Consider the following 23126-nt stretch of genomic DNA (forward strand, 5'->3'; position numbering starts at 1 on the left):
CAGAAGCCCGGCGCAGCCGGAAACTGGGCATTGGACGGCGGCACCGCCCGGGTGGCAACGAGTACGTGCCATCGTCGCCGAGTTCCCGAGGAAATCAATGCACCAACTCCGAGTCAGCGTGATCGTCCCCGCCTACAACGCCATGCCCGAGCTCACCGACTGCATCACTTCGGCGATCGAGCAGACCATCGGCCCGGACCGGCTCGAGATCATCGCTGTGAACGACGGATCGACCGACGGCACCGGCAAAGAGCTCGACCGGCTCGCCGCTCTGTACCCCTCACTGCGTGTCATCCACCAGGCGAACTCGGGCACCGCGGCCGTCCCGCGCAACGTCGCCCTCGACGTCGCCCGCGGTGACTACGTCTTCTTCCTCGACTCCGACGACTACCTGGGCCCTGACGCGCTGCGCCGCATGGTGGCCATGGCCGACGAGAACAACACCGACATCGTGCTGGGCAAAATGGTCTCGGTGGGCGGCCGGGCCGTGCCCACCGCGGTCTTCAAGAACTCCCAGCCGCGTACGGACATATTCTCCTCGGCCGCATACTCGACCCTCGGCTGCTGGAAGCTCTTCCGCCGTTCGCTGCTGGAACGGCTGGAGCTGCGCTTCCCACCGTTCCGCAACACCGAGGACAAGCCGTTCACCGCCGCCGCGTACCTCAACGCGAATGGTGTATCCGTTGTCGCGGACTACGACTGCTATTACCACCGCGACCGCGCGAACGGAAACAACCTCACCCTCACCGCGCAGAACCTGAGCCACCGGATGCAGGGCACCCGGCTGTGCTTCGAGACGGTGGCCCGCTATCTGGAGCCGGGGCCGCGGCGCGACCAGATCATGCGTCGGCATGTCGAATGGGAACTGTGCGGCCCGCTTTGGTGGCTGCTGCTCCGGGAGAGCGAAGAGGAGATCCGCGAGCACATCTACCCGGAGATCCGCGACTGGGTGGAGAACTGGGTCACCGACCCGGTCATCGAGAAGCTCGCGCCGCGCGACCGGCTGCTGCTGCACCTGCTGCGGGCCGACCGGTTCGATGAAGTGATGACGGTCATCCGCAACGCCAAGGAGGACGCCGGGCGCGGTCACGTCGTCGACGGGGGCCGGGTCTACTGGGAGCATCCGCTCTTCCGCGACACGGCGGTGGGGGTGCCGGACAGCGCGTTCGACGTCACCGGCCGGCTGCCGGTGCGCCACCGGATCGAGTCGGCGGACAGACAGGAGGACGGCGTACTGCGGCTGACCGGCCACGCCTACATCGAGAACGTCGCCTCCTTGGACGTGGCCACCGAACTGGTGCTGCGCTGCTACGACGCGAACCACCCGGAGGTCCGCGTCCCCGCGCAGGTGCGCGCCGTCGCCGGGCTCCCGGACGACGCGCGCTACGCGGACGCGGGCTTCGTCGCCGACATCGACCTGTCCACGGCGGCGTCCGGCGCCCCGCTGGGCCGCGGCCGGTGGAACCTCTTCCTCGACGTACGGGCCCAGGGGGTCAGCCGTACGGTCCGGTTGAAACAACCCGAGGCCGAGGGGACACCTGCCCAGTGGATCATGACAACGACCTCGGGCAATCCCACCACCGTCACCCCGTACGTGACCAAATGGGGCAACCTCTCTCTCGATGTCGGCCAGGAGGTACCGCGCGACGACACCCCCTGCCAGGTGACCGGGACGTCGTGGCACAGGTCGCGAAAGGGCACGCTGGTGGTGGCCGGCACGCTGGCCGGTGAGGACGCTCAGGACATCGGGGCGCCGCGTTTACATGTGGAGAACGGCGCGGGCGACCGCCGCGAGGTGCCGGCGTCGCTCGACCGGACCGCCGGGAGGTTCACGGCGGAGCTCCCGGTCAAGGGCCTGCGCCCGGGGCGCTGGACGGTGACCCTGCACCTGCCCGGCCCCTCCCCCTCGCCTGTCGCCGCCGTCCCCCACCTCACGGGCCTGGGCCGCACCCGCTGGTTCCACATCGCCCGCCCCTACGCCGCCCGTCCGGTGAAGGAGGCGTCGGAGACAACGCTGGTGATGGAGATCCACGCGGTGGACGTGCCGAGGGTCGTGGCGCGGAAGCTGCGGGGGGTTGCGCGGAGGGCGCGGGGCTAGCGCCGGGGCCGGAAGTACCTGGCGGAAGTGCCTGAACCGGCCGACGGTCGCGGCCCGGGCGAGCCACGGCCGTCGGCCCGGCTGCGTACTGGCGGCGGCATCGCCGTCGGCCCTGCTGCGTACTGGCGGCGGGCTGGAGGCGTCGGCCCCGCTGCGGCATCGCCGTTTCCGGTGTCCCCGGGCGTCGGTTCAGGACGGCCGGTCGGCGCCCGGCCCCTTGCCCCTTCTCCGTCCCACCTGGGTGCGCACCGCTCCCATGCTCGCCGCGACGACCAGGGCGATGGCGAGGGACTGGACGAGGGAAAGCGTCTGGTCGAGGACGAGGAATCCGGCGATGGCGGCCACGGCCGGTTCCAGGCTCATGAGGATGGCGAACGTGGAGGCCGGGAGGCGGCGCAGGGCCACGAGTTCGAGGGTGTAGGGCAGCACCGAGGAGAGCACGGCCACCGCCGCGCCCAGGGCGACCGTCGTCGGAACGAGGAGCTTCGAGCCCGACTCGACGATCCCGAGCGGCAGGAACGCCACCGCCGCGACCGCCATGGCCAGGGCGAGCCCGTCCGCCTGGGGGAAGCGTCTGCCCGTACGCGCGCTGAAGATGATGTACGCCGCCCACATGGCCCCCGCGCCCAGGGCGAAGGCGACACCCGCGGGGTCGAGGCTGCTGAAGCCTCCGCCGCCGAGCAGGAAGACCCCGCCGAGGGCGAGGGCCGCCCAGACCGCGTTGAGGGCGCGGCGGGAGGCGAGGACGGAGAGGGCGAGCGGGCCGAGCACTTCGAGTGTGACGGCCGGGCCGAGCGGGATGCGGGCGACCGACTGGTAGAAGAGTCCGTTCATCGCGGCCATGGCGAGGCCGAAAACGACCACGGTGTTCCAGTCGGCGCGCGAGTGCCCTCGCACCTTGGGCCGACAGACCACCAGCAGCACGATCGCGGCCACCAGCAGGCGCAGCGTCACCACGCCGAGGGCGCCCGCCCTGGGCATCAGGCTCACCGCGAGAGCCCCGCCGAACTGCACCGAGACGCCTCCGGCGAGAACCAGGCCCACGGGCCCGAGGGCGCGGCGCCGACCGGGACCACCCGCTGTGGGCACGCCGGCCGCGGGCACGGGTGCCAGGGCGGGGGCGGCCGAGGCCGGAGAGGACGGGGCGACGCTGGGGGGGTTCACGGGGCCTTCCAGGGGATCGACTCGAATTCGTCCATCTTACTGCACTTGCCGGTCCAGAGTAATGGACTCGACCAGGTGCGTAAAGCTCTTACGGTGCTGTCCGACCGGCCTCCCCGGTCACGGTCGACCGCCCGCGGCGGCAGGTCATGCGAACCGCTCCTCGAAGGACTCGGGCCGGTGGAATCGCCTGCGTGCTCACGCCCGTCCCGCGGACCCGCCGCCCCGCGGGCCGTCCCCCAGCGCCTCGGCCAGTACCTCCGCCAGGTGGCGGCCCCGCCGGTCGGCCAGCTGGGCCAGCTGGGTGCGGCAGGAGAAACCGTCGGCGAGGATCACCGCGGTGTCGTCGGCCGCCCGTACCGCCGGGAGGAGCTGTTCCTCCGCGCAGGCCCTCGACACCTCCTCGTGGCCCTTCCCGAAGCCGAAGTCGCCCGCGAGTCCGCAGCAGCCACCGGCGAGGGCGCCGGTCAGGCCCGCCGCGTCACGCAGCCTGCGTTCGGCCGCGTCGCCGAGGACCGCGTGCTGGTGGCAGTGCGTCTGGCCGACGGCCGGCCGGTCCAGCCGTGGCGGGGTCCAACCCGGCGCATACCGTTCCAGGGCCTCCGCGAAGGTCACCACGGCCGCCGCCAGCCGCGCCGCGCGCGGGTCGTCGCGCAGCAGCTCGGGGAGGTCCGTGCGCAGCGCGGCGGCGCAGCTCGGCTCCAGGACGACGACCGGGACGTCGTCCATGGCGAGGTAGGGCTCCATGAGGTCGAGGGTGCGGCGGAGCACGGTGCGGGCACGGTCGAGCTGGCCGGTCGAGACGTACGTCAGCCCGCAGCAGACGCGGTGGCGGCGGCGCGGCAGCAGTGTGCCGAGGCGGAGGGGGCCCCGGGTGACGCCGTCGCCGATGGGCCCGTGCCGCATCACCGTCCTCGGGGGCAGCAGCACGGCCAGTCCCGCGGCCTCCAGGACCCTTACGGCCGCGCGTCCTACGGCGGGTTCCAGGTGTTCGGTGAAGGTGTCGGGCCACAGGAGGACCGTCCTCCCGCCGAAGCCGGGGAACAGTTCGTCCGCGTCCCGCCGCTCCCCGCTCCCGCCGCCCGTTCCGCCGGGACCGCCCGTCCCACCGGGACCGTCCGCCCCGGTCCGCCGCTTCTGGCGCACGTACGCCCGCACCCGGTTCCGGAATCGGGCCGACCACCACTGGCTGAACGTCTCCCGCGCCAGCCGCGGGATCTCCCGTTCGGGGGCGATCCCGGCCGCGTGCTTGGCGAGAGCGGCCAACGGACGCAGGGAAGCGAGGGAGTTGACGAGCCGTGCCGAGCGGGTGCGGGTCACCGCCGAGAGCCAGAAGGGCAGCCGCCCCAGGGCGTAGTGCGCGGCGGGGCGGCGGCGGCCCGCGTAGTGGTGGTGCAGGAACTCCGCCTTGTACGTGGCCATGTCGACGCCGACCGGGCAGTCGGACCTGCATCCCTTGCACGACAGGCACAGGTCCAGCGCGTCGCGGACCTCCGTCGAGCGCCATCCGTCGGTGACGATCTCTCCGGCGAGCATCTCGTGCAGCAGCCGGGCCCGCCCGCGCGTGGAGTGCTCCTCCTCGCCGGTCGCCCGGAAGGAGGGACACATGACGTCCGCGCCGCCCGGCACCGATGCCGTACGGCATTTGGCGACGCCCACGCAGCGGCGCACCGCGGCCGAGAAGTCGCCGCCGTCCGCCGGATAGCCGAACTCCACGTCCACCGGACGGTGCGGCAGGACCGCGAACCGCAGGTTCTCGTCCAGCCGGTTCGGGCGGACGAGCATGCCGGGGTTGAGCAGGCCGTCCGGGTCCCAGAGATCCTTGGCCCGTTCGAAGAGGCCGACCATCTCGGCGCCGTACATCGCCGGCAGCAGTTCCGCGCGCGCCTGCCCGTCGCCGTGCTCGCCGGACAGGGAGCCGCCGTGCGAGACGACGAGGTGGGCGGCCTCCTCGGAGAAGCGCCGGAAGCGGGCGACGCCCGCTGTGGAGATCAGGTCGAAGTCGATCCGGACGTGGATGCAGCCGTCGCCGAAGTGCCCGTACGGCGTTCCGCGCAGGCCGTGGGCCGCGAGCAGGGCGCGGAAGTCCCGCAGGTAGGCGCCGAGCCGGGCGGGCGGCACCGCGCAGTCCTCCCAGCCGGGCCAGGCCTCGCCGCCGAGCCCGCGGCCCGGGCCGTGCGGTGGACCGCTCCCGGCGTCCGGAATCCGGGTCGCCGTGCCGCTCGCGTCCTCCCGCAGCCGCCACAGCGCCCGCTGCCCCGCCTGGTCGGTGACCACCATGGCGTCCTGTACGTCCGCCGCCCGCACGATCGTGTCGGCGTGCGCGCGTGCCTCGGCCGGCGATCCGCCGCCCGTCTCCACGAACAGCCAGGCCCCGCCGCGCGGCAGCCCCGCGTTCGCGGGCACGAGATCGGCGGCCATCCCCTCCACGGTCAGCGGCCCCAGCGGCAGCAGACCGGCGGCGGCGTCCGCCGCGGCGCTCTCGTCGGGGTAGGCGAGGACGGCCAGCGCCCGCGCGCGGGGCGCCTCGACCAGTCGTACGACCGCCTCGGTGAGGATGCCCCAGGTGCCCTCGGAGCCGCAGAAGGCGCGGGCCACGTCCGCGCCCCGCTCGGGCAGGAGCGCGTCGAGGGCGTATCCGGAGATCCGTCGTGGGAGGTCCGGGAAGCCGGTCCGCAGCAGCGCCAACTCGCTCTCGACCAGGGCCCGCAGGCCGTCCGGGGCGCCCTGCCAGTCCCGGCCGAGGCGGCGCGTGTCCCCGTCGGCGCCGACGACCGACAGTTCCCGCACGCTGTCCGCCGTGGTGCCCCAGGCGACCGAGTGGGATCCGCAGGAGTTGTTGCCGATCATTCCGCCGAGGGTGCAGCGGCTGTGGGTGGAGGGGTCGGGGCCGAAGCGCAGGCCGTGCGGGGCGGCGGCCTCCTGCAGACGGTCGAGGACGACACCCGGCTGGACGACGGCGGTACGGGCCTCCGGGTCGAGCGCGACGATCCGGTTCATGTGGCGGGTGAAGTCCAGGACCACGCCGGTGCCGGTGGCCTGGCCGGCGATCGAGGTGCCGCCGCCGCGCGCCACGACCGGAACCCCGTGGGCGCGGCACACGGCGAGGGCCGCGCGCACGTCGTCGGCGTCCCGCGGGGCCACCACACCGAGCGGTACGCGCCGGTAGTTGGAGGCGTCCATGGTGGTCAGCGCCCGTGCCGTCGCGTCGAAGGAGACCTCTCCGCGCACGGCTCCCGCCAGCTCGGACCGCAGCTCCTCGGCGAGCTCTTCCGGCGCCGTTTCGGGCGGCCTCTGCGGCACGTCCCCGAGTGGTCCGCCGAGCGGTCCGGCGGGGCGCCCCCGGGTTCGCCTCCCAGGACGTCCCTCCGGCTGTTCCGGCCGTCCCTCCGGCCGTCCCTCCGGCCCTCCACCCAGATCCGTCATGTCTCCAGCATGCGGCCGGGCACCGGTGCCTGCCGCCCGGCCGCGCACCCGAAAGGCCCCGATATGCCGAGTCGGGCATGAAACCGCTTCCCGAAGCTTCCCCAATCGAATCACGAACTCTCATATAGTGACCGCGAGTTGAGCACCAGGTGTCGCTTCTCGCCCAGGACCGACCGAGGACACGACCGAGGACACGTTCTCCCCCCAAGAACACGACCGAGGACCGATTGATGACCCCGCCCCTGCCGTCCGGCGAACGACCCACCCTGCGCGCCACGGCGCAAGCGACGCTGGCCGCCGCCGTCCCGGCCGCGGTCGCGGTGGTGGCCGCCGTCCTGTTGGCGCCCGAACCGGCCCGCACACCCCTGGCCTGGGGCACGGGCGCCGCCGCGGTGCTGCTGTGCGCGGCCGTCACGGTGGCCGCCCGCGCCGTACAGACCAGGCGCCTGATACTCCGTCGCCTCGACGACGTGACCAAGGACGTCGGCCGGCTCATGCAGGAACGCGCCCGGCTGACCGAGGAGTTCGGCCAGGAACGGGCCCGGATCGCCGACGAGGCCGCCCGGGACCGTGCCCGCGCGGCCGAGGCCGCGGCCAAGGAACGGATCCGGCTGACCGAGACCGCCGCACGCGAACACGCCCGTCTCGCGGAGGAGTTCGCCGAGGAGCGGGAACTGCTCATCGGCGACCGCGCCCGGCTCACCGAGCGCAACGCCGAACTCTCGGAGATCAACGCCGAACTCTCCGAGCGTGCCCGGAAGGCCGACAGCAACCGGACCTCCGCGGTCTCGGCGACCGCCAACGCGGCCGCACGCATGCAGGCGCTGTCCACCGGCATGCTCGCCGACCTGCGGGCCATGGAGGAGAAGCACTCCGACGAGGACGTCCTCGCGGACCTCCTCCACCTCGACCACCGCACCGCGCAGGCGGGCCGCCTGGCCGACTCCGTCGCCGTCCTGACCAGTGCGCGCTCGGGTCGCCGCTGGGCCCGCCCGATCGTCATGGAGTCGATCCTGCGCGGCGCCATGGGCCGCATCGGCGGCTACCAGCGCGTGCGCGTCCACTCCGCCAGCGAGGCCGCCGTCGCCGGACACGCCGCCGAGGGCGTCATGCACGTGCTCGCCGAACTCCTCGACAACGCCGCCAAGTTCTCGCCGCCCACCGCCGAAGTGCATGTGTACGTCGAGGAGGTCCCGGCGGGTGTCATCGTCTCCGTCGAGGACAGCGGACTGGTGATGGGCGACGTCCAGCTGCGGCGCGCCGAACGCGCCGTCACCGGGGGCATCGTCAACGCGTCCGATCTCGGCGGACTCACCGGCACCCGCCTCGGCCTCGCGGTGGTCGGCCGGCTGGCCGGCAAGTACGGCCTGAAGGTGTCCTTCCGGCCCTCCGCCCGCGGCGGCACCGGCGTTCTCGTCCTGATCCCGCAGGACCTCCTCACGCCGGCGAACGCCCCGCACGGCACGACCCCGCTGCCGGCCCGGCCCGAGCCCGCCGCGTCGGCCCCGAGAGCGGTCGACGGCCGCACCTCCGCGCCACGGTCCCCGGACGGCCAGGAATCGTCGGAGCCCCGGATCTCACACGGCTCGCAGGGCTCACAGGAGTCCCGGTCGCCCCGGGAGTCCCCCGCGTCCCCCGTGTCGTACGCCGCCGCCCACGCGGCCGGCGACCTCGACCCGGACCCCGTCCCGACCCACGACTCACCCAGGCACGAGCAGGGTCCCGTGTCCACCGGCGGCCTTCCCAAGCGCCGCCGCGGACGCACCCTCGCCCACGCCGAGCGCAGCCGCTCGCACGCCACGCCCCCGGCCACCGCGGAACCCCGTACCGGCGACGACCCGAAGTCCCGGTCGGCCGCCCGCTTCGGCACCTTCCGCCAGGCGGTACGCGGCACGGCGCCGGACTCCCCCGAACCCGTAGCGGCCGAAGATCCCCCACAGGCGGAGGAACGTGTGCGGCCCGAGGACCCCGCACGACGCGAGGACCGCGGAGAGGCCGAGAACCGCCCGCACCCCGAGGACCGCGTACGAGCCGAGGACCGTGTCCCGGACGCGTATCCCGTACGGGCCGGGGACGACGCCGGCGACGAAGGCGTCGGACAGGTTGCCCCTCACGCCGCTTCCACCACTTCCACCACCCCCACCGCGCACTCGCTCCCGGAAGGCGACACCACCCCATGACCGGCACCATCACCGCCGACGAGAAGCTCACCTGGCTCATCGAGGGCCTCCTTGAGCGCACCCCGGGCGCCCGGCACGCACTCGTGCTCTCCCGCGACGGCCTGAAGCTGTGCCGCACTCCGGAGCTGTCGGTCGACCAGGCCGACCAGCTCGCCGCCATCGCCGCAGGCATCCAGTCGCTGTCCCACGGGGCGTCCGTGGAGTTCGGCGACGGCAGCGGGGGCGTGCGCTCGGCCATGGCCGAGTTCTACGGAGGGGTGCTGTTCATCGTGGAGGCCGGTGACGGCGCGCATCTCGCCGTCGTCACCTCCGAGGAAGCCGACGCCGGACTGGTCGGGCACAACATGAGCGAACTCGTGGAACAACTCGGCGAGCACCTGACCTCACCGCCCCGGTCGTCATGAGCCGTCCTGGCAGGGACGACGCGCCCGACCGGCTGTACACCCTCACCGGAGGGCGCAGCCGGTCCGGTCCCGACACCCCCTTCGACCTGGTGACCCTGGTGGTCGCCGAGTGCGATCCGACGGCGGGCATGCAGTCCGAACACGCCGCGATCCTGCGGTTGTGCGAACGGCCGACGGCGGTCGTGGAGATCGCGGCGGAGCTGAGGCTGCCGGTGTCGATCACCCGCGTCCTGCTCTCCGACCTGCTCTCCACGGGCCGCGTCAGCGCCCGTCATCCGCACACCACTGTTCCTTCCGGTCTTCCCGATCCCGACATCCTGGAGCAGGTGCTCGTTGGACTCCGTAACCTCTGACGCCCGTGCGCCCCTGTCCGCGTCGGCCGACAACGGCCTCAAGATCGTGATCGTGGGCGGCTTCGGTGTCGGCAAGACGACCATGGTCCGCTCGGTCAGCGAGATCCGTCCCCTCAACACCGAGGAGACGATGACGCAGGCCGGCGAGGCCGTCGACGACATCAGCGAGGTGCGCGGCAAGTCCGCGACCACCGTCGCCTTCGACTTCGGACGCATCACGCTGGACACGCACAACATCCTGTACCTGTTCGGCGCACCCGGGCAGGAGCGGTTCTGGTTCCTGTGGGACCGGCTGTTCTCCGGAACGCTCGGAGCGATCGTCCTGGTCGACACCCGGCGTATCGACGACTCCTGGTACGCCATCGACCGGCTGGAGCACCACGGCACGCCGTTCATCGTGGCCTGCAACGACTTCGGCGGACCCCCGCACACCCCCGCGCAGATCCGCGAGGCCCTCGACCTCGACCCGCACGTTCCGCTGCTCGACTGCGACGCCCGCTCCCGGGAGTCCAGCAAGCGAGTACTGATCACGCTGGTGGAGCACCTCCAGTCCCGCTACGCCCGTCACGGCGCCGCAGCCGCGGAAGGCGCCCTTCAATCCCCGGAGTTGGCGCTGTGACCCCCACCACCGCATCCGCGCCCGTCCCCCTCGGCGGGCCACGGTTCCAGACCGAACCCGCCGAGCTGTACCGGGAGATGCGGCGCGCCCACGGTTCGGTCGTGCCGGTCGTCCTCGACGGCGACATCCCGGCGTGGCTGGTCCTGGGCTACCGCGAACTGCACCAAGTGACGGGCGATCCCCAGCTGTTCAGCCGGGACTCGGAGCTGTGGAGCCAGTGGGACCGCATCCCCGACGACTGGCCGCTGCTGCCGATGATCGGCCGCAGGCAGCCCTCCATCCTGTACACCGTGGGCGAGCGCCACCGCGAGCGCGCCGCGATGATCAGCGACGCCCTCGAAGCCGTGGACCCCTTCGAACTGCGCTCCCAGGCCGAGAAGTTCGCCGACGAGCTGATCGACGCGGTCTGCTCCAAGGGCGAGACGGACCTCGTCGGCGACTACGCGGCCCTGCTGCCCGTACGGGTCCTCGCGACGCTCTACGGCTTCGCCGACGAGCAGGGTCCGGGCCTGGTGACCGCCCTGAACGACATGGTCAACGGGCGCGAGGGCGCGCTGGCCGGACAGCAGCATCTCGCCTCCTCCATGGCCCGGTTGATCGCCGACCGCAAGGAGCGCCCGGCCGAGGACGTGGTCTCGCGGATGCTCGCGAACACCGCGGGCTTCACCGACGAGGAGATCGTCCAGGACCTGATGGTCATGATGGCCGCCGGCCACCAGCCGACCGCCGACTGGATCGGCAACTCCTTGCGCCTGATGCTCACCGACGAGCGGTTCGCGGCCTCGCTGTTCGGCGGCCGGCACAGTGTCCCCGAGGCCATGAACGAGGTGCTCTGGGAGGACACCCCCACCCAGAACGTCGCAGGTCGCTGGGCCGCCCGCGACACCCAGCTGGGCGGCCGCCGCATCCGCTCCGGCGACCTGCTGCTGCTCGGCCTCCAGGGCGCCAACTCCGACCCCCAGGTCCGCACCGACAGTTCCGCGCTCACCGGGGGCAACAACGCCCACTTCTCCTTCGGCCACGGGGAGCACCGCTGCCCGTTCCCGGCGCAGGAGATCGCCGAGGTCATCGCGCGGACCGGGATCGAGGTCGTGCTCGACCGGCTGCCGGACATCGACCTGGCCGTACCCGCCGAGTCGCTGGCCCGGCGCCCCTCGCCGTGGCTGCCGGGCCTGAGCGAACTGCCCGTACGTTTCACGCCCGTGCCTGTCCTCTGAGACACCGTCGCGCCCGGTCGGCCCACGGTTCGGCCGGGGCCCGGGGCTGTCCCCTGCCCCGGGAAGCCGCAATACCCCCACCCCAGCCCTTGGAGGCACGCCCGCATGACCACCGGTACCGAAGAGACCCGCATGGTCCTGGACCCCTTCGTCACCGACCTGGACGGCGAGAGCGCCGCGCTGCGCGCAGCGGGGCCGCTCGCGCCCGTCGAACTGCCCGGCGGTGTGCCGGTGTGGGCGGTCACCCACCACGCCGAGGCGCGCGCCCTGCTCACGGACCCCCGCCTGGTGAAGGACATCAACGTCTGGGGCGCCTGGCAGCGCGGCGAGATCGCCCCCGACTGGCCGCTGATCGGACTCGCCAACCCCGGCCGCTCCATGCTCACCGTGGACGGCGCGGACCACCGGCGGATGCGCACCCTCGTGGCCCAGGCGCTGACCCCGCGCAGGGTGGAGCAGATGCGGGAGCGCATCGCGAAGCTGACGGAGAGTCTGCTCGACAACCTCACCGGGGATGTCGTCGACCTGAAGGCCGACTTCGCCTACCCGCTGCCCATGTACGTCATCGCCGACCTCATGGGCATCGAGGAGTCCCGCCTGCCGCGCCTGAAGGAGCTGTTCGAGAAGTTCTTCTCGACGCAGACCCCGCCCGCCGAGGTCATCGCGACCCTCACCGAGCTGGCCGGGATCATGGCGGAGACGGTGGCGGCGAAGCGCGCCGAGCCGGGCGACGACCTGACCAGCGCGCTGATCCTGGCCTCCGAGGACGGCGACCACCTCACCGACGCGGAGATCGTCTCCACCCTCCAGCTGATGGTGGCGGCGGGCCACGAGACGACGATCTCCCTGATCGTCAACGCGGTCGTCAACCTCTCCGCCCACCCCGACCAGCGCGCGCTCGTCCTGTCCGGCGAGGCCGACTGGTCCGCGGTCGTCGAGGAGACCCTGCGGTACTCCACCCCGACCTCCCACGTCCTCATCCGTTTCGCGACGGAGGACGTCCCGGTCGGCGACAAGGTGATCCCGGCGGGCGACGCGCTCATCGTGTCGTACGGCGCGATCGGCCGCGACGAGAACGCCCACGGTCCCACCGCGGGCGAGTTCGACATCAGCCGCACCGGCCAGAACCGGCACATCTCGTTCGGCCACGGACCCCACGTCTGCCCCGGAGCGGCCCTGTCGCGCCTGGAAGCGGCCGTCGCCCTGCCCGCCCTGTACGAGCGCTTCCCGTCCCTGGACCTGGCCGTCCCGGTGTCGGAGCTCCGCAACAAGCCGGTGGTGACGCAGAACGACCTGTTCGAGCTGCCGGTCCGGCTGACCGCCGAATGAGGTGAGCCGCCCGTAGGCCGCCCGTGATCCACCCGTAAGGCACCCGTAAACCGCCCGTGAGCACCCGTGAGCCACCCGTGCGGCTGATCGCCGGACGAGGCGAGCTGACGGAGCGACAGCTCGCCGGAGGGGCCCGCCCCGGCCCCTCCGGCGACGGCTGCCGTCAACCCGCGTCAACGCGCCCCGTCTCAGCCGACGGACGACGTTTCGCCGAGGTTTCCCGGAACGGCTAGGCTCCCCCGCGTGGCTGATATCCAGATCCCCGCTGACCTCAAGCCCGCCGACGGACGATTCGGCGCCGGCCCCTCCAAGGTGCGGACGGAGGCACTGGACGCGCTGGCCGCGACCGGTAGCTCCCTGCTCGGCACATCCCACCGCCAGGCCCCGGTCAAGAACCTGGTCGGCAAGGTGCGCGAGGGCGTGCGCGAGCTGTTCTCCCTGCCCGACGGATACGAGGTCGTCCTCGGCAACGGCGGCTCCACCGCGTTCTGGGACGTCGCGACGCACGGCCTGATCGAGAACAAGTCGCAGCACCTCACGTTCGGCGAGTTCTCCTCCAAGTTCGCGAAGGCGGCCAAGCTCGCCCCGTGGCTCGCCGAGCCCACCGTGGTCTCCTCCGACCCGGGCACGCACCCCGAGCCGGTCGCCGAAGCGGGCGTCGACGTCTACGCCTTCACCCACAACGAGACCTCGACCGGCGTCGCCGCCCCGATCAAGCGGGTCGCGGGCGCCGACGAGGGCTCCCTCGTCCTGGTGGACGCCACCTCCGGCGCGGGCGGCCTGCCCGTCGACATCGCCGAGACGGACGTCTACTACTTCGCCCCCCAGAAGTCCTTCGCCTCCGACGGCGGCCTGTGGATCGGCGTGTTCTCCCCGGCGGCGATCGAGCGCGCCGAGCGGATCCACGCCTCCGGCCGGCACATCCCGGAGTTCTTCTCGCTGCCCACGGCGATCGACAACTCCCGCAAGAACCAGACGTACAACACCCCGGCCCTCGCCACTCTCTTCCTGCTCAACGAGCAGCTGGAGTGGATCAACGGCCAGGGCGGCCTCGCCTGGTCGGCGGCCCGGACGAAGGACTCCTCGACCCGCCTGTACCGCTGGGCCGAGGACAGCAAGTACGCCACCCCGTTCGTGACCGACGCGGCCAAGCGCTCGCAGGTCATCGGCACGATCGACTTCGCCGACGAGATCGACGCAGCCGCCGTCGCCAAGGTCCTGCGCGCCAACGGCATCGTCGACACCGAGCCCTACCGCAAGCTCGGCCGCAACCAGCTGCGCGTCGCCATGTTCCCGGCGATCGACCCGGCGGACGTCGAGGCGCTGACGCGGTGCGTCGACTACGTGATCGAGAAGCTGTAGTCCTTCCGTCCAAGAGTCGAGGGGCGTCCGGCACGCGCGAACGTGCGGGGCGCCCCTCGACTCGTGGAGGCGATCGTCAGTCGCGGCGCAGCAGCCTCTTGAGGCCGAACACCGCCGCGAGGAGAGCGGCGACCGCGATGGCGCCGATCTTGACCCCGCCGCCGATTCCGCCGCCGCTCCCGTTCCCTGCGGCGGCGGAACCGCCGCTCGTGGAGGGCGACTTGGAGTCGGAGCCGCCGGTACCGGGCGCGTCCTCGGGCTGTACGGGGCTGTCCGCGCCCTCGCTGCCGTACATGAGCTTCGATCCGTCGGGCGTGTAGGTGATGGACTCGCCCTGGCCCTGGAGGGGGACGTTCAGGCGGCCCGTCTTCTTGATCCGGCCGTCGTTCCAGGAGTAGGCGATACCGCCGAAATAGCCGCGCACGGCGAGCTGGCGGCCGTCGGGGGAGAAGGCGCCGTCGGTGACCCAGAGGTCGACGGTGGCGACGGGCTTGAAGATGTTGGTGCCGGTGGCGGAGAGCTGGGCGGGACCCTCGTAGAGGTGGCCGCCGTCCTCGTTCTTGTCGGCGATGTAGACGCGGCCCGTCTTGGGATGCACCATCAGCGCCTCCGCGTTGCGGGGGCCGTCGGAGTACTTCACGACGTACTGGGTGGCACGGATCGTCTGGTCCTTGAGCACCTTGGGCTCGGGGAGCTTGTAGATCCACACGTGGTCCCACTTGCCGCCGAGGTTGTCGCCGATGTCGCCGGCGTAGAGATCGCCGTCGGGGCCGATGGAGATCGCCTCGACGTCGCGGGGCTTGCCGACCCCGCTCATGGTGATCGTGGCGACGGTCCGGCCGGTCCTGCTGTCGACGGCGTACAGATAGGGCCCGTCGTCGCTGTCGTTGTGGGTCCAGTAGACGCCCGGGTGGATGCGCGAGGCGGCGAGGCCGCTGGACTCCTTGATCCTGGGATCCTTGATGGTGAACCCCCCGTCCCCGCCGTCGGCGAGAGCGGGCGCCGCCAGGGCGACGGCGAGGGCGGCTCCGGCAATGGCTCCGGCGGCGGCTCCGGACACGAACGAGGGCGATCGGCGCATGGCCCCAAGCCTGCCATCCCACCGGCCCGTCGAGGTCGGCCGCACCCACCCGAACGCACACCCCCGGCTCCGGCGGCCGCCGCCACCGCCGGTGACGACGGCGGCCCCGCGACAGCGTGTCCAGCTTCACACCGTCACGGCTCATGGCACCCGGACCGATCGTCCATGATGAGCGGATGCTCAGGTTCATGCCCGTCGGCGACTCCATGACGATCGGTAGCGCGGGCGAACACACATGGCGTTACCGGATGTGGCAGCACCTGCGCGCGACGTACCGGGGCCCGTTCAAGATCGTCGGCCCGCGCGAGACGCTCTACGACAAGGCGACGGAGTCCCCCGACTCGTACGAGTACGCGGACCCGGAGTTCCCCCGCGCCCACCTGGCCGGCTGGGGCGAGGGCTGGCTGCACATGGCCCCGCTGATCCGCGAGGCGGTCCGCGCCCAGCGCGCCGACGTCCTACTGGTCTCCCTCGGCCTCATCGACCTCGGCTTCTACACGAACGCCGTCCAGACCGCCGACAACGCCCTTTCCTTCGTCTCGGAGGCCCGCGCCGCGAACCCGCGTGTCCGCATGGTCCTGCTCCCGGTGATACCGAACGTCCGCGCCGACTCCGACGCCCCGTTCGCCGCCGAGGTCGCCGCCTTCAACGAGCTGCTCGCCAAGACGGTCGCCGACCTCGACGAGCCGCGCTCCCCGCTGCTGCTCGCGTCCCCGCCGCCCTCGTACGACATCACCTTCGACACGTACGACGGCACCCACCCGAACGCGAGCGGCGAGCACAAGATCGCGGAGGGTTTCGCGGAGGCGATGTACCAGGCGTGGGACCTGGGCGAGCCGTACACGCCCCAACCGGCCTGAGCCGGAGGGGCGTCGCCCGGTCACCGTGCGCGCGGGCCCGCACCCCGGGCGTCGGTGCGGGAGCCCGCCCGGCTTCCGCGGCATACCCCGGCCCGCTCTTGCATAGAGCGCACTCCACGCCGTTGGCTGGTGAGTCATGGAGTACACACAGCTCGGACGCACGGGGCTCAAGGTCAGCCGGCTCGTCCTCGGCACGATGAACTTCGGGCCGCAGACCGACGAGGCCGACAGCCACGCCATCATGGACGCGGCGCTGGACGCCGGAATCAACTATTTCGACACGGCGAACGTGTACGGCTGGGGCGAGAACAAGGGCCGTACGGAATCGATCATCGGGAACTGGTTCGCGCAGGGCGGCGACCGGCGTGAGCGGACGGTTCTCGCGACCAAGGTGTACGGGAACATGGGCGCCGAGGGCGCTCCGTGGCCCAACCAGGACAAGCTCTCCGCCCTGAACATCCGGCGGGCGGTCGACGCGAGCCTGAAGCGCCTGCAGACCGACCACATCGACGTCTACCAGTTCCACCACGTCGACCGGTCGACGCCGTTCGACGAGATCTGGCAGGCGATCGACGTCCTGGTGCGGCAGGGGAAGATCCTCTACGTGGGGTCCAGCAACTTCCCCGGCTACAAGATCGCCCAGGCCAACGAGATCGCCGCGCGCCGCGGCGGCACCATCGGCCTGGTCAGCGAGCAGTGCCTCTACAACCTCGCCGAGCGCCGCGCCGAGATGGAGGTCATCCCGGCCGCCCAGGAGTACGGGCTCGGCGTCATCCCCTGGTCGCCGCTGCACGGCGGGCTGCTGGGCGGTGTGATCAAGAAGGAGGTCCAGGGCGGCCGACGGGCGAGCGGCCGGTCCGCCGACGCCCTCGCCAACACGGCCGTACGCGCCCAGATCCAGTCGTACGAGGATCTGCTGGAGAAGCATGGCCTGGAGCCCGGAGAGGCCGCCCTGGCCTGGCTGCTGACCCGTCCCGGCGTCACCGGCCCCATCGTGGGCCCGCGCACCGCGGAGCAGCTGGAGTCGGCGCTGCGCGCGGTGGAGCTGGAGTTGTCGGAGGAGGTCCTGGAGGGCCTCGACGAGATCTTCCCGGGCCCGGGGCCGTCCCCCGAGGCGTTCGCCTGGTAGTCGGCCCACGCGCCCGGCTACCGGCGGTGACGGTCGCCGTCCGACCGCCATCCGGCATCCGGCATCCGGCATCCGGCATCCGGCATCCGGCGGTGACGGTCCCTGTCCGACCGCCGGCGGTGTCCGGCGGTGGCGGTCGTTACCTGACCGCCGCCGCCGCGGCCACGACGATGAACATCAGCACGAGCACACCGGCCATGATCCGGTTACGGGTCTTCGGGTTCACGTCGTCGAGGTTAACCGGCCGCCCGGCCCGGCCCGTCGCCCGCCCCCAGCGGCCGGCTGACCACCGTCTCGTATCGGGGCTGCTCACCGGGCACTCCCGACACCGGCAGGTTGCTGCGGACGAGACACAGCTCACCCACCGTCCAGGGCTTGCCCGCGAAGGTGTCCAGGGCGGCGGCGTAGGGCTTGAAGTCCGCGGAGTCGCGGCTGCGGGCCACCGTCAGATGCGGCCGGTAACGGCGGTGCTCCTCCATCTCGACGCCCGCCTTGCGGCCCGCGGCATCCGCCCGGTCGGCCAGCAGCCGCATGGTCTCCAGGTCCCCCGCCGCCCCCACCCACAGGGCGCGCCCGCCGAAGTGCCCGCCGCCGCGCAGGGACAGCGGGAACGGGGCGGTGCGGTGGGCGGCCCGCAGCAGCCGTTCCGCGAGGTCCGGGACGGTGTCCTCAGCCACCTCCCCGTAGAACGCGAGGGTGAAGTGCCAGCCGGGGCGGCCCGTCCAGCGCAGCGCGTCGGCTCCCGGCATCCGCTGCAACGCGTCCACTTCCGGGGCGAGTTCACGCACCACGTCGACAGGGGGCAGTACCGCCGCGAAGAGTCTCATGGGGCCAGCCTTCCAGGGAACGGCGACCAGCACACGGCACCGGACGAGACACCGGACGAGACGGCCGGCTCAGCCGACCCGCCGCGGCCGGCGGGCCACCGCGGAGGGCCGGACGGCGCCGTGTTCCCGCCCGTCGTCAGGGAAGGTCAGGCGTCCTTGAGCGCGGTGAGGACCTGCTCGGCGGTGGTGACGCTGGACTGCGGGTTCTGGCCCGTGATCAGGTTGCCGTCGACGATCACGGTGTCGGACCAGGGGGCGCCGGTCCTCAGACGCGCGCCGCGCTCGGCGAGCCGGCTCTCGACCAGCCATGGCGCCGCGTCACCCAGGCCACCCTGGTGCTCCTCGGCGTCGGTGAAGCTCGTCGTCACCCGCTCCGGTCCCACCGAGCCGGTCGTCCGGCTCGTCCACCGTCGGCTCCTCGACCAGGCCACCACTTGGGGTCCCCTGTGAGTCGGGGGCCTTGTGAGGGGGACAGCACACGGACAGGCGACCCGTTGCCCTGCGGCGGGGAACGGCGTCCTCGAACGCCCGGCTCCGAGCGCGTGAGGCGGCCCGGCCCGACGACCCGCCACTGCGCCTCCGCCAGGCACGGCTCCGCACACGTGAGGCGGCCGGCCGCCTGAGCGGACCGACCGCCTCCGAACCGCCTGGTCACACCGTGGTGGCCAGTCGCTCCTCGCTCCGCGCGCGCGGGACGAAGCGGATCCGGGGCCGGCCGTGGTGCCAGCCCAGGGAGACGCGCAGGCCGCCGAGGCGGACCAGGACCAGACCGATCGTCGTCGCCGCGGCCATCGAGACCAGTCCGCCGAGCGCGAAGCCCAGCCGGGGCCCGTAGACGTCGGTGACCCAGCCGATCAGCGGCGCGCCCAGCGGTGTGCCGCCCACGAAGACCATCATGAACAGCGCCATGACGCGGCCGCGCATGGCCGGGTCGGTGGCCATCTGGACCGAGGTGTTCGCGGTGACGTTCACCGTCAGCCCGAAGACGCCGATCGGAACCATCAGAAGCGCGAACAGCCAGAGCGTGGGGGCCATGGCCGCCACCACCTCCAGCGCGCCGAAGGCCACCGCCGCCGCGATCAGTACGCGCAGCCGGGCCGTGCCCCGCCGGGCGGCGAGCAGCGCGCCGGCGAGTGAGCCGATCGCCATCAGCGTGTTGAAGAGGCTGTAGGCCCCCGCGCCCGAGTGGAAGATGTCGTCCGCGTACGCCGACAGCCAGACGGGGAAGTTGAAGCCGAAGGTGCCGATGAAGCCGACGAGGACGATCGGCCAGATCAGTTCGGGGCGGCCCGCGACGTAGTGGAGGCCTTCGCGGAGCTGTCCCTTGGCGCGTGGTGCCCGCTCGACGACGTGCAGTTCACGGGCGCGCATCAGCAGCAGTCCCGCCATGGGGGCCACGAACGACAGGCCGTTCAGGAGGAAGGCCCAGCCGGTGCCGACGCCGGTGATCAGCAGGCCCGCGACGGCGGGGCCGACCAGCCGCGCGGACTGGAAGTTGGCCGAGTTGAGGCTGACCGCGTTCTGCAGCTGGCCGGGGCCGACCATCTCGGAGACGAAGGACTGGCGTGCGGGGTTGTCGACGACGGTGGCCATACCGACGGCGAAGGCGGCGAGATAGACGTGCCAGACCTGGACGTGGCCGGAGAGGGTGAGGAAGGCGAGCGCGAGGCCGGTGAGGGCCATCGCCGTCTGGGTCACCAGCAGCGTGGGGCGCTTGGGGAGCCGGTCGACGAGGACACCGCCGTACAGCCCGAAGAGCAGCATCGGCAGGAACTGGAGCGCGGTGGTGATACCGACCGCGGCGGAGGAGCCGGTCAGGCTCAGCACCAGCCAGTCCTGGGCGATGCGCTGCATCCAGGTGCCGGTGTTGGAGACGACCTGGCCCAGGAAGAACAGACGGTAGTTCCGGATCCTCAGCGAGCTGAACATCGAGGAGGAACGGGGGGAGTCGTGGGTGGCTGGTGCGGGGGCGGAGTGTGCTCCGGATCCCGTACTCAAAAGGGCTCCTCCATTGCGATCGTGGACGTCGGCGTCATGGGGGGCGTCGGCGCTTGCGGGGAGGGGCGGACCCTCCATCGCTCCAAGACCGGCGATCCGGACCGAGATCAGCGATCCGGACCGAGACCGCCGATCTGGACCGAGATCAGTGATCCGGACCGAGACCGGCGATCACAATCGTGACCGGTGATCCGGACCGAGATCGGGATCGGGGAGCGAAGGAGGACCGCCGTCGGTCAGATGTGCGCGAGCTTTTCCAGAACGGGGGCGGCTTCGCGGAGCTTGGCCCATTCGTCCTCGTCGAGGGCCTCGACCAGTCCGGCCAGGAACGCGTTCCGCTTGCGGCGGCTCTCTTCGAGCATCGCCTCCGCCTTGTCGGTCTGCGTCACGACCTTCTGGCGCCGGTCATCGGGGTGCGGCTCCAGCCTGACGAGCCCCTTGGCTTCGAGCAGCGCGACGATACGGGTCATCGACGGCGGCTGTACGTGTTCCTTGCGGGCGAGCTCGCCGGGCGTGGCGCTGCCGCAGCGGGCGAGGGTGCCGAGCACCGACATCTCGGTGGGGCTCAGCGACTCGTCGACCCGCTGGTGCTTGAGTCGACGCGACAACCGCATCACTGCGGAGCGCAAGGCGTTCACGGCGGCCTCGTCGTCGCCATGGGTGAGGTCAGGCATGTTCTTTAGCGTAACTCATTACTCTCGCTAAAGAACAATGGGGTGCCCGTGAAACGCGCCATCCATCCTCGGGATCACTCATATGAGTGAGATTGCTCCGGAAAGTGACCCGATTCCGGCCGGGAAGCGGCGACCCTCGACTCCATGGGGACCAGCGTGCTCAGCCTGCGTATGGACGGGGAGCTGCTCGACCGGCTCCGACAACATGCCGCGAAACGCGGAATGAGCGTCCAGGACTATGTGGTCCGGACGCTCATTCGCGACGACTTCGACGAGCGGTTCCAGACCGCGGTCGAGGAGACGGAGAAGTTCTACGGGGTCACGTGAGGCGTGGTCACGTAAGGCGAGGTCACGTGAGGCCCCGCACGACCGACGCCGCTCAGGTCAGGCCGAGGGCCGGCATGAGGTAGTAGAAGGTGAACACCGCCGACACCACGTACATGGCGACCGGGATGTCACGGCCGCGGCCCGCCGCCAGGCGCAGCACGACGAAGGTGATGAAGCCCATCCCGATGCCGTTCGTGATCGAGTAGGTGAACGGCATCATCATCATCGTCACGAAGGCCGGGATGGCGATCGTGTAGTCCGCCCAGTCGATCTCCTTGACCGAGTGGGACATGATCAGGAAGCCGACCGCGATCAGCGCGGGGGTGGCGGCCTGGGACGGGACCATCGTGGCGACGGGGGTCAGGAAGAGGGCGACGGCGAAGAGCGCGCCGGTGACCACGTTCGCGAAGCCCGTGCGGGCACCCTCGCCGACACCGGCCGTGGACTCCACGAAGCAGGTGGTGGCGGAGGAGGAGCTGGCGCCGCCCGCGGCGACGGCGATGCCGTCGACGAAGAGGACCTTGTTGATGCCGGGCATGTTGCCCTGCGCGTCCGTCAGCTTGGCCTCGTCGCTGATGCCCATGATCGTGCCCATCGCGTCGAAGAAGCACGACAGCAGCACGGTGAAGACGAAGAGGATGCCGGTCAGCACGCCGACCTTGCCGAAGCCGCCGAAGAGGCTGAACTGGCCGATGAGCCCGAAGTCCGGGCTGGCGACCGGGTTGCCGGGCCACTTCGGGGTGGTCAGGCCCCAGGACGGGATGGTGGTGACGGCATTGATGATCACCGAGGCGACCGTCATGGTGACGATCGAGATGAGGATCGCGCCGGGCACCTTGCGCACGATCAGCGCGAGGGTGAGCAGGGTGCCGAGGACGAAGACCAGGACCGGCCAGCCGTGCAGGTGGCCGTCGGTGCCGAGCTGGAGCGGGACCGTCGTCTGGGCGATGTCCGGGATGCGGGTGACGAAGCCGGAGTCGACCAGGCCGATCAGCATGATGAACAGGCCGATGCCGATCGCGATGCCCTTGCGCAGGCCGAGCGGCACCGCGTTCATGACGCGCTCGCGCAGACCGGTGGCGACCAGGAGCATCACGATGAAGCCGGCGAGGACCACCATGCCCATGGCGTCCGGCCAGGACATCCGCGGCGCGAGCTGGAGGGCGACGACCGTGTTCACGCCGAGGCCCGCCGCCAGCGCGATCGGCACGTTGCCGATGACGCCCATGAGGAGCGTGGTGAAGGCCGCGGTCAGCGCGGTAGCGGTGACGAGCTGCCCGTTGTCGAGGTGGTGCCCGTACATGTCCTTCGCGCTGCCCAGGATGATCGGGTTCAGCACGATGATGTAGGCCATCGCGAAGAAGGTGGCGAAGCCGCCGCGGATCTCGCGCGGGAGGCTGGAGCCCCGCTCGGAGATCTTGAAGTAGCGGTCGAGGGCGCTCTGCGTGGGCCGGGACTCCGGCTCCTGCGGGGCGGGGGCCTTGGTGGCGGCCGAGGTGGACATGCGGGTCCTCAAACGTGCAGGGGGACGGGGAACGTGATCGAGCCCGGTCAGTGGTCGCTCACCAACAGGTTCCCCCAGGCATCTGTTGGTGTTTTCTACGAATACAACTGGCCAGACTCGGACGGTTTCAGTATGAACATATGAGTCAGAAATCGCTATCTCCGCGCGTAGACCCTTGCCGCACAAGGCGAGACCGGGCGCGAACACAACCGGTCGCCGACCCTCGTAAGCTGTGCACATGGCGAAGTGGACCCCCAAGCACGAGGCGCCGGAGCCCCTGGAGGGCCCCGTCGTCGCCACCATCACGGGCGGCACGATCCTCTGGTTCGTCCTCTTCCTGGTGCAGCTGCCGTTCTACGGCTGGTTCGACGACCACGGACACCTGTGGTGGCTGTGGACCTGCCTGGCCGGCGCGGGCCTCGGACTGATCGGCATCTGGTACGTCCGCAAGCGTGACGCCGCCATCAAGCGCGCCCACGCCGCCGGTTCCGGCGCCGCCCCCGTGACGGAGTAGGCGCCGCCCCCGACGGAGCGACAGGGCTCCCTCTCCACCCACTGGAGCATTCTCCGCCGCGCC

20 protein-coding genes are annotated in these 23126 nt (G+C 71.7%); 12 read left to right on the forward strand and 8 right to left on the reverse strand.

Translation table 11 applies throughout. The annotated features are described in order from the left end of the window. Positions 1–97 precede the first annotated feature (97 nt). Complete coding sequence (locus ACFYW8_RS10150; protein ID WP_389070082.1) at positions 98–2098, forward strand: glycosyltransferase family 2 protein; 2001 nt, start codon at positions 98–100, stop codon at positions 2096–2098. 189 nt (positions 2099–2287) lie between these two features. Here the strand turns inward: ACFYW8_RS10150 and ACFYW8_RS10155 are convergent, their stop codons facing one another. Together ACFYW8_RS10155 and ACFYW8_RS10160 are read right to left on the reverse strand one after the other, a co-directional pair. Beyond that, positions 2288–3262 carry a DMT family transporter gene (locus tag ACFYW8_RS10155; protein WP_389070086.1) on the reverse strand — a complete coding sequence of 325 codons (975 nt, stop codon included), beginning with the start codon at positions 3260–3262 and terminating at the stop codon, positions 2288–2290. Between the two features lie 195 nt (positions 3263–3457). Continuing rightward, the gene (locus tag ACFYW8_RS10160) at positions 3458–6442 is read right to left on the reverse strand and encodes an FAD-binding and (Fe-S)-binding domain-containing protein (protein ID WP_389071122.1); all 2985 of its coding nucleotides are present in this window, start codon (positions 6440–6442) and stop codon (positions 3458–3460) included. A gap of 473 nt (positions 6443–6915) precedes the next feature. Between ACFYW8_RS10160 and ACFYW8_RS10165 the strand changes: the two genes are divergently transcribed. The 7 genes from ACFYW8_RS10165 (at position 6916) to serC (ending at position 14149) form a co-directional block, all read left to right on the forward strand. Further along, complete coding sequence (locus ACFYW8_RS10165) at positions 6916–8865, forward strand: ATP-binding protein (protein WP_389070090.1); 1950 nt, start codon at positions 6916–6918, stop codon at positions 8863–8865. Next, positions 8862–9269 carry a roadblock/LC7 domain-containing protein gene (locus tag ACFYW8_RS10170; RefSeq protein ID WP_365871518.1) on the forward strand — a complete coding sequence of 136 codons (408 nt, stop codon included), beginning with the start codon at positions 8862–8864 and terminating at the stop codon, positions 9267–9269. The genes ACFYW8_RS10165 and ACFYW8_RS10170 overlap by 4 nt, the downstream gene beginning before the upstream one ends. Next, positions 9266–9622 (forward strand): DUF742 domain-containing protein, encoded by a 357-nt coding sequence (locus ACFYW8_RS10175; protein ID WP_365871516.1) that lies wholly within the window; start codon positions 9266–9268, stop codon positions 9620–9622. The genes ACFYW8_RS10170 and ACFYW8_RS10175 overlap by 4 nt, the downstream gene beginning before the upstream one ends. Beyond that, positions 9603–10241, forward strand: coding sequence for an ATP/GTP-binding protein (locus ACFYW8_RS10180; RefSeq protein ID WP_389070099.1), 639 nt, complete (start codon positions 9603–9605; stop codon positions 10239–10241). The genes ACFYW8_RS10175 and ACFYW8_RS10180 overlap by 20 nt, the downstream gene beginning before the upstream one ends. Further along, positions 10238–11458 carry a cytochrome P450 gene (locus ACFYW8_RS10185; protein WP_389070104.1) on the forward strand — a complete coding sequence of 407 codons (1221 nt, stop codon included), beginning with the start codon at positions 10238–10240 and terminating at the stop codon, positions 11456–11458. The genes ACFYW8_RS10180 and ACFYW8_RS10185 overlap by 4 nt, the downstream gene beginning before the upstream one ends. Positions 11459–11563: 105 nt before the next feature. Further along, positions 11564–12787, forward strand: a complete 1224-nt coding sequence (locus tag ACFYW8_RS10190; protein ID WP_389070109.1) for a cytochrome P450 — start codon at positions 11564–11566, stop codon at positions 12785–12787. A gap of 243 nt (positions 12788–13030) precedes the next feature. Continuing rightward, positions 13031–14149 (forward strand): phosphoserine transaminase, encoded by a 1119-nt coding sequence (serC, locus tag ACFYW8_RS10195; RefSeq protein ID WP_389070114.1) that lies wholly within the window; start codon positions 13031–13033, stop codon positions 14147–14149. 76 nt (positions 14150–14225) lie between these two features. Here serC and ACFYW8_RS10200 read toward each other — a convergent pair whose 3' ends face one another. Continuing rightward, positions 14226–15230: a WD40 repeat domain-containing protein gene (locus tag ACFYW8_RS10200; protein ID WP_389070119.1), complete on the reverse strand. Its 1005-nt coding sequence runs from the start codon at positions 15228–15230 to the stop codon at positions 14226–14228. A 176-nt stretch (positions 15231–15406) separates the two neighbouring features. Between ACFYW8_RS10200 and ACFYW8_RS10205 the strand changes: the two genes are divergently transcribed. Then, positions 15407–16090, forward strand: a complete 684-nt coding sequence (locus ACFYW8_RS10205; protein WP_365871785.1) for an SGNH/GDSL hydrolase family protein — start codon at positions 15407–15409, stop codon at positions 16088–16090. 136 nt (positions 16091–16226) lie between these two features. After that, positions 16227–17219: an aldo/keto reductase gene (locus tag ACFYW8_RS10210; RefSeq protein WP_365871509.1), complete on the forward strand. Its 993-nt coding sequence runs from the start codon at positions 16227–16229 to the stop codon at positions 17217–17219. A 236-nt stretch (positions 17220–17455) separates the two neighbouring features. Here the strand turns inward: ACFYW8_RS10210 and thpR are convergent, their stop codons facing one another. The 4 genes from thpR to ACFYW8_RS10230 all read right to left on the reverse strand — a co-directional run bounded on the left by thpR (position 17456) and on the right by ACFYW8_RS10230 (position 20718). Beyond that, on the reverse strand, positions 17456–18046 hold the full coding sequence (gene thpR, locus ACFYW8_RS10215) for an RNA 2',3'-cyclic phosphodiesterase (protein WP_389070129.1): 591 nt from the start codon (positions 18044–18046) through the stop codon (positions 17456–17458). Between the two features lie 146 nt (positions 18047–18192). Continuing rightward, the gene (locus tag ACFYW8_RS10220) at positions 18193–18414 is read right to left on the reverse strand and encodes a hypothetical protein (RefSeq protein ID WP_389070134.1); all 222 of its coding nucleotides are present in this window, start codon (positions 18412–18414) and stop codon (positions 18193–18195) included. Positions 18415–18697: 283 nt separating this feature from the next. Continuing rightward, complete coding sequence (locus ACFYW8_RS10225) at positions 18698–19975, reverse strand: MFS transporter (RefSeq protein WP_365871783.1); 1278 nt, start codon at positions 19973–19975, stop codon at positions 18698–18700. Positions 19976–20280: 305 nt separating this feature from the next. Further along, positions 20281–20718: a MarR family transcriptional regulator gene (locus ACFYW8_RS10230; protein ID WP_362392952.1), complete on the reverse strand. Its 438-nt coding sequence runs from the start codon at positions 20716–20718 to the stop codon at positions 20281–20283. 144 nt (positions 20719–20862) lie between these two features. Between ACFYW8_RS10230 and ACFYW8_RS10235 the strand changes: the two genes are divergently transcribed. Next, on the forward strand, positions 20863–21045 hold the full coding sequence (locus tag ACFYW8_RS10235) for a BrnA antitoxin family protein (protein WP_261701844.1): 183 nt from the start codon (positions 20863–20865) through the stop codon (positions 21043–21045). Between the two features lie 52 nt (positions 21046–21097). Here the strand turns inward: ACFYW8_RS10235 and ACFYW8_RS10240 are convergent, their stop codons facing one another. Further along, complete coding sequence (locus ACFYW8_RS10240; RefSeq protein WP_365871500.1) at positions 21098–22549, reverse strand: NCS2 family permease; 1452 nt, start codon at positions 22547–22549, stop codon at positions 21098–21100. 238 nt (positions 22550–22787) lie between these two features. On the opposite strand from ACFYW8_RS10240, the gene ACFYW8_RS10245 reads away from it, so the two are divergent. Continuing rightward, entirely contained in the window at positions 22788–23063 is a 276-nt protein-coding gene (locus tag ACFYW8_RS10245) for a DUF2530 domain-containing protein (RefSeq protein ID WP_365871498.1), read from the forward strand. Positions 23064–23126: the final 63 nt, after the last annotated feature.

Source organism: Streptomyces sp. NPDC002742 (assembly GCF_042888885.1).
Lineage (GTDB): Bacteria > Actinomycetota > Actinomycetes > Streptomycetales > Streptomycetaceae > Streptomyces.